General features: G+C 58.0%; 5 protein-coding genes. 2 read left to right on the forward strand and 3 right to left on the reverse strand.

Translation table 11 applies throughout. The features are described 5' to 3' along the window. Positions 1–274: 274 nt before the first annotated feature. Together FFR93_RS40005 and FFR93_RS40010 are read right to left on the reverse strand one after the other, a co-directional pair. A complete protein-coding gene (locus FFR93_RS40005) occupies positions 275–868 on the reverse strand; it encodes a conjugal transfer protein VirC2 (RefSeq protein ID WP_138397185.1) in 594 nt (197 codons plus the stop codon). A 1-nt stretch (position 869) separates the two neighbouring features. Further along, entirely contained in the window at positions 870–1,565 is a 696-nt protein-coding gene (locus FFR93_RS40010; protein ID WP_138397186.1) for a conjugal transfer ATPase VirC1, read from the reverse strand. A gap of 247 nt (positions 1,566–1,812) precedes the next feature. Here FFR93_RS40010 and virD1 point away from each other — a divergent pair, with 247 nt between their 5' ends. Together virD1 and FFR93_RS40020 are read left to right on the forward strand one after the other, a co-directional pair. Then, a complete protein-coding gene (gene virD1, locus FFR93_RS40015; protein ID WP_138397187.1) occupies positions 1,813–2,271 on the forward strand; it encodes a T-DNA border endonuclease subunit VirD1 in 459 nt (152 codons plus the stop codon). Next, positions 2,237–3,901, forward strand: coding sequence for a relaxase/mobilization nuclease domain-containing protein (locus FFR93_RS40020; RefSeq protein ID WP_246661433.1), 1,665 nt, complete (start codon positions 2,237–2,239; stop codon positions 3,899–3,901). Before virD1 ends, FFR93_RS40020 begins: the two co-directional genes overlap by 35 nt. A 57-nt stretch (positions 3,902–3,958) precedes the next feature. Here FFR93_RS40020 and FFR93_RS40025 read toward each other — a convergent pair. After that, positions 3,959–4,510, reverse strand: a 552-nt coding sequence (locus FFR93_RS40025) for an IS5 family transposase (RefSeq protein ID WP_138397188.1), incomplete at its 5' end; no start/stop codon positions are given.

Genomic DNA, 4,510 nt, shown 5'->3' on the forward strand with positions numbered 1-4,510 from the left:
CATCAAGGTCACAGATCGGTTATTGAGGTTGCCGATCGCCTACACCACGACCGCTGAACGATCCGTGCACCAAGGCTCATCCGTGCACCAACGCCACTCCGCAGCACAAATTCGAACCCATCGACGCCAGGCGAGGGCCGCGTGGGAAGCCCCTGAGTGCACGGCCTGCCTGAAAAGTCCAGGCTCGGCCTCACGTGGCCACATTCACTTTTTGCTGCGCCAATTCAGGCACTGCCACTGCACCCGCAGTGTCAGTCAGCCACGAACGTCCCCATCAGCGCTGTCGGTGGGTAACTTTCTTTTCGTTGTTAAAGAAAATGCAAAGAGCCGAGCTAGCAAGTTTACGGCCGAAGGCCCGGGCACTATTGAAACCCAACGGATCAAAATGGGCGAGGGCAATATCGACCAGCCGTCGCGGCATCATGCGCGACGTCGCAACGATAGATAGCGGCTCCTCAACGGAATAGGCATGCGCGATTTCGGCGAACGAGCCGTTGGACAGCATCAACTCGTAGTCGTCCAAAGCACGCCGCAATATCAGCTGCAGGGCCCGGGCAGGGCGAGACTCGGCACTTAACGCGTCAAAAGTCGCGGAGATGCCGCGGGCGGGAAGCGCCGCTGACAGAAACACCTGCACCTTCGGATCTTCGTCGTGGCGTTCATTCGCAAGAAGAACGGTCCTTCTCGCGGGCAAAGCTTGGGAAGGTACTGTTCTATCGCCCGTCTGGCGACTGGTCGGCTCGATTGGTGCGATCGCTACTCGCGGATTTGAGGAGGCCAGCATACTCTCTTGGAACGACCTCGCCGATTGGCCCGTCGCAAGTCGGCGCGCTTCCTGCGCCGAAACAGCCGGTTTGCGGATACCCACATCAACCCTCCAACGCCTTCTCTACGAAGGCACCGATCATGGCAAGCTCATCCAATGCGCGGCGGTTGTTACGCAACATTAGTCGCATTGCGGGAGCGTGGGACAGATTCGCCACCGTTATATGCAACATCCCCCGCTCCTTCATGGCCGCGAAGGCATCACGCTCATACATGGGCACATCAAACACTGGCAGACGCTCTAGCATATCGTAGGCGGTCTGTTGCGAGACCGTCAGTCTCCCAACAGGAACTCGCTGGCGAAGAATGGCGGTATGCGTTTGCAGTTCCTCTGCCAGTAGCAGCTCGACGATGTAGCGATAAGTCGCAAGCGCTTCATCGATGTCCAGAGGTGTCAGCATGGTAGGCACCAGCAGAAAGTCGGAGCTGGCAACAATAACATTGTTCAGTTCACTCAGACCGCCATGGGTGTCGGCCAGCGCATAATGGAAGCCAGCAGCTTCAGCCTGTTGATATGCGTCCTCCAGTAGAGGCAACTCATCGGCGACGAACACCTCGCATTGATGATCCCAAGCGCCGTTGCGAAGGGCGTTTTCTTTCCATTTTGTAAGGGGACGGTTTTCGTCAGCTTCGAACAACGCAACCCTCCTCTTCTTGGAGGCAAGCCAGGAGCACAGCCCCATTAAGGCTGTGGTTTTACCCGCTCCGCCTTTGAATGAGCAGCAAGTAATCAGTTTCATGTCGTAGTTTTGACTGCGCCTTGATGCTTCCATAAAATCTACAATCGTTTTGTATTAAGTACTGATTTAATCATGAAGCTCGCCTGTGGCAACGAAATTCCAGCCTATAATAGTGAGTGCTTCATCGCAATCAGTTACACCTGTAACCATTCGCATACTCCATTTACCGTGGATATCTCTATAAGAATGTCTGCTAGTTTCCGGTGTAAAATTGCGTCGACTATTTCTACGACTGCGGGTCAGAGAAATGACAGAGGACTACTCCCCTAACTTGTTCAGTGATGCTCCTGTTCGTAGAAGACGAAGCGCAGCAATAGTTGACCCGCTCGGCTATAAGATAGTCAGCGTGCGGTTGCGGTCGGCCGAATTTGAATCTTTCTCGGAACAATTGCTGACGCTCGGGCTGACAAGCAATTTAGCTCTCCGCATCGCAGTGCGTCGGATAGCAGGCTTCCTGGAAATTGACGCCTACACTCGCCAAAACCTCCAAGAAATCACCAGCAGCATTGATCAAATTGCCGATGCGCTCAACGACATGAGCCGGATTGCAAGTCGCGATGGTAGAGTGGATATCGAACGCTTCGAGAGCCATAGGCAGCAGTTTGGCCAAGAATTCGCCGCCCTCGACGCCCTGCTTCGCACAATACTGAACGTTTCCCGACGGCGGCAAGATGGCCGAAGATTATTACAGGAGAGCGAACGGTGAGAGGATTTTCTGGGAACGTCGCTGTCAGGTGGCCAAGATGCCCCCGCAAGCCATCATAAGAATTGTGCCTCGAGGCGGCGCTCGTACCGCACGCCAAATCCGGGATCAGCTGAATTACCTGTCTCGCGAGGGCACCATTGACCTCCTGCGATCCTCGCGTCTTCAGAGTGTTGCGGTGCCATACGATCGCCTTTTCGAGATGGCACGCAGTTGGGCCGAGCAAACCGGCAACTATCAACCTGGCCAGCCAGAGGCAGAAAGCAACCAGGACCTGACCACTCACATAATCGTCAGCTTTCCGCGTGGGACCGATACCAACAACGCACACGCTGCGGGCCGGGCGTGGGCGGAAAACGTATTCGGTTCGGGGCGCCAGGGCGGTACATTCGACTACATCACTGCCTTTCATGTCGACCGGCAACATCCACATTTGCATGTTGTGGTCAATCGCAGGGCGCTGGAAGGCCACTGGTTGAAAATCTCGCGCCGCGATCCCCATCACAATTACAACAATATGCGCGCAGCACTTGTTGATGCCGCCTATGACAACGGTATCGAATTGGATGCGACCTCGCGTGCTGAGCGCGGCATCATGGAGCGACCGATTACCTATGCGGAGTTCCGACGCAGGCAGAGGGCTGGAGAAACAGTTGCGATTCGCCCGCACCCAGAACCCGATGTTCCCGCCACTCCCCGAGGATCATCCAGCCCCCTAAACCTTGGCGACGCCGACAGGGCCCTAAGGCCCGGCGGCGGTCCACATGGACCAAGTCACGGAGACGCCCCTAGGCAAGCATCCGGGAGCAACGCTCGACCGGCCACCCGCGACAATACGGCCGATGAAGTTCGTATTGACGACGATTTTGACTCAAGAAGACGAAGTGATTCCGGTGGGCAGGGGCAAGCTGTGGGGCACGGTACACAGGACGAGAGCGGTTTCGAGCAACAGCGCCAAGCCCGGCGTCGTCGGCGCCCGGAGACGGAAACTGAAGACGGCGGTTCCAATACACACCAGCACCCACGGCAGCGTCGTCGCTACGCCATCGAAACCCGAGCCCAACGAGCTGCCCGTGAACAGCGCGAAGCCGATGAACGCGCGAGGCGGGACGTCCAAAGGCCAGAAGAGCTCTATTCGGAGCGCCCGGAGCAACGTAAGCGTCGTCGCTACGCCCCCAGCAGCATCGAAACCCGGGCCCAACGAGCTGCCCGTGAACAGCGCGAAGCCAATGAACGCGCAAGGCGGGACGTCCAAAGGCCCGAAGAGCTCGATTCGGAGCGCCCGGAGCAACGTAAGCGTCGTCGCTACGCCCCCAGCAGCATCGAAACCCGGGCCCAACGAGCTGCCCGTGAACAGCGCGAAGCCAATGAACGCGCAAGGCGGGACGTCCAAAGGCCCGAAGAGCTCGATTCGGAGCGCCCGGAGCAACGTAAGCGTCGTCGCTACGCCCCCAGCAGCATCGAAACCCGGGCCCAACGAGCTGCCCGTGAACAGCGCGAAGCCGATGAACGCGCAAGGCAGCAACACCGCCGTGAGCCCGACCCTCAAGAGGTCGATCCTAATCAACCGCAGCCCTTTCGCAGGGGTCGCGTGGTCGAACGATCGCGCAAGACCCCCGGCGGTTCTCGCTGAGTAGGCGTTGGTGCGCGGATATGAAATCGAACGCATTTCGGCCTTTGATGTTGTCGGTTATGCCTGCCTGACTTGACGCCGGACAGACTCCGGGCGTCCACATGCCAGCATGCGGTTGAGAACGATGCAACCGATGGCGACCTCTGTCTGCTGGGTGGCGAACGAACGAGCCCGCACACGTCGCCCGATCAGCCCCTTGTATCGCCCGATGGCGGTTTCGATCAGTGCACGCTTGCCGTAGCCGGTGGCCGCCTGCCATTGCAGCCGACCGTCTTTTGCGATCGCCGCTATGTGCTTGTCTCTTTGATCAGGTGGCCCTGTATCACCATTGCTTTCCACCGCCGTCGAACGCGGTGGAATGACGACGTTCGCGGTTGCGCTGTGCTGCAGGATAGACCGATAGGTTGGTTTGCCGTCATAGGCTCCGTCGGCCGTGAACTGGTCGATCTCGCCGTCGATCTGATCGAGCAGCGGTGCCACCTGGGAAGGATCATCCGTTTTCTGGTCTGTCAGCCCATGGGCAATGATCGCGCCACTTTTGGCATCCACTGCCAGATGCAGCTTGCGCCAGGTGCGACGTGATCTGGCGCCATGTTTTTGCTCCAGCCA

The sequence above is a fragment of the Rhizobium sp. MHM7A genome (assembly GCF_005862215.1).
Taxonomy (GTDB): Bacteria; Pseudomonadota; Alphaproteobacteria; order Rhizobiales; family Rhizobiaceae; genus Rhizobium; species Rhizobium bangladeshense.

What these genes read in the sequence shown, in the direction of transcription:
- FFR93_RS40010 (WP_138397186.1), bottom strand. Translation starts at nt 1,565, where the DNA reads ATGAAACTGATTACTTGCTGCTCATTCAAAGGCGGAGCGGGTAAAACC.
- FFR93_RS40020 (WP_246661433.1), top strand. Translation starts at nt 2,237, where the DNA reads ATGGCCGAAGATTATTACAGGAGAGCGAACGGTGAGAGGATTTTCTGG.
- virD1 (WP_138397187.1), top strand. Translation starts at nt 1,813, where the DNA reads ATGACAGAGGACTACTCCCCTAACTTGTTCAGTGATGCTCCTGTTCGT.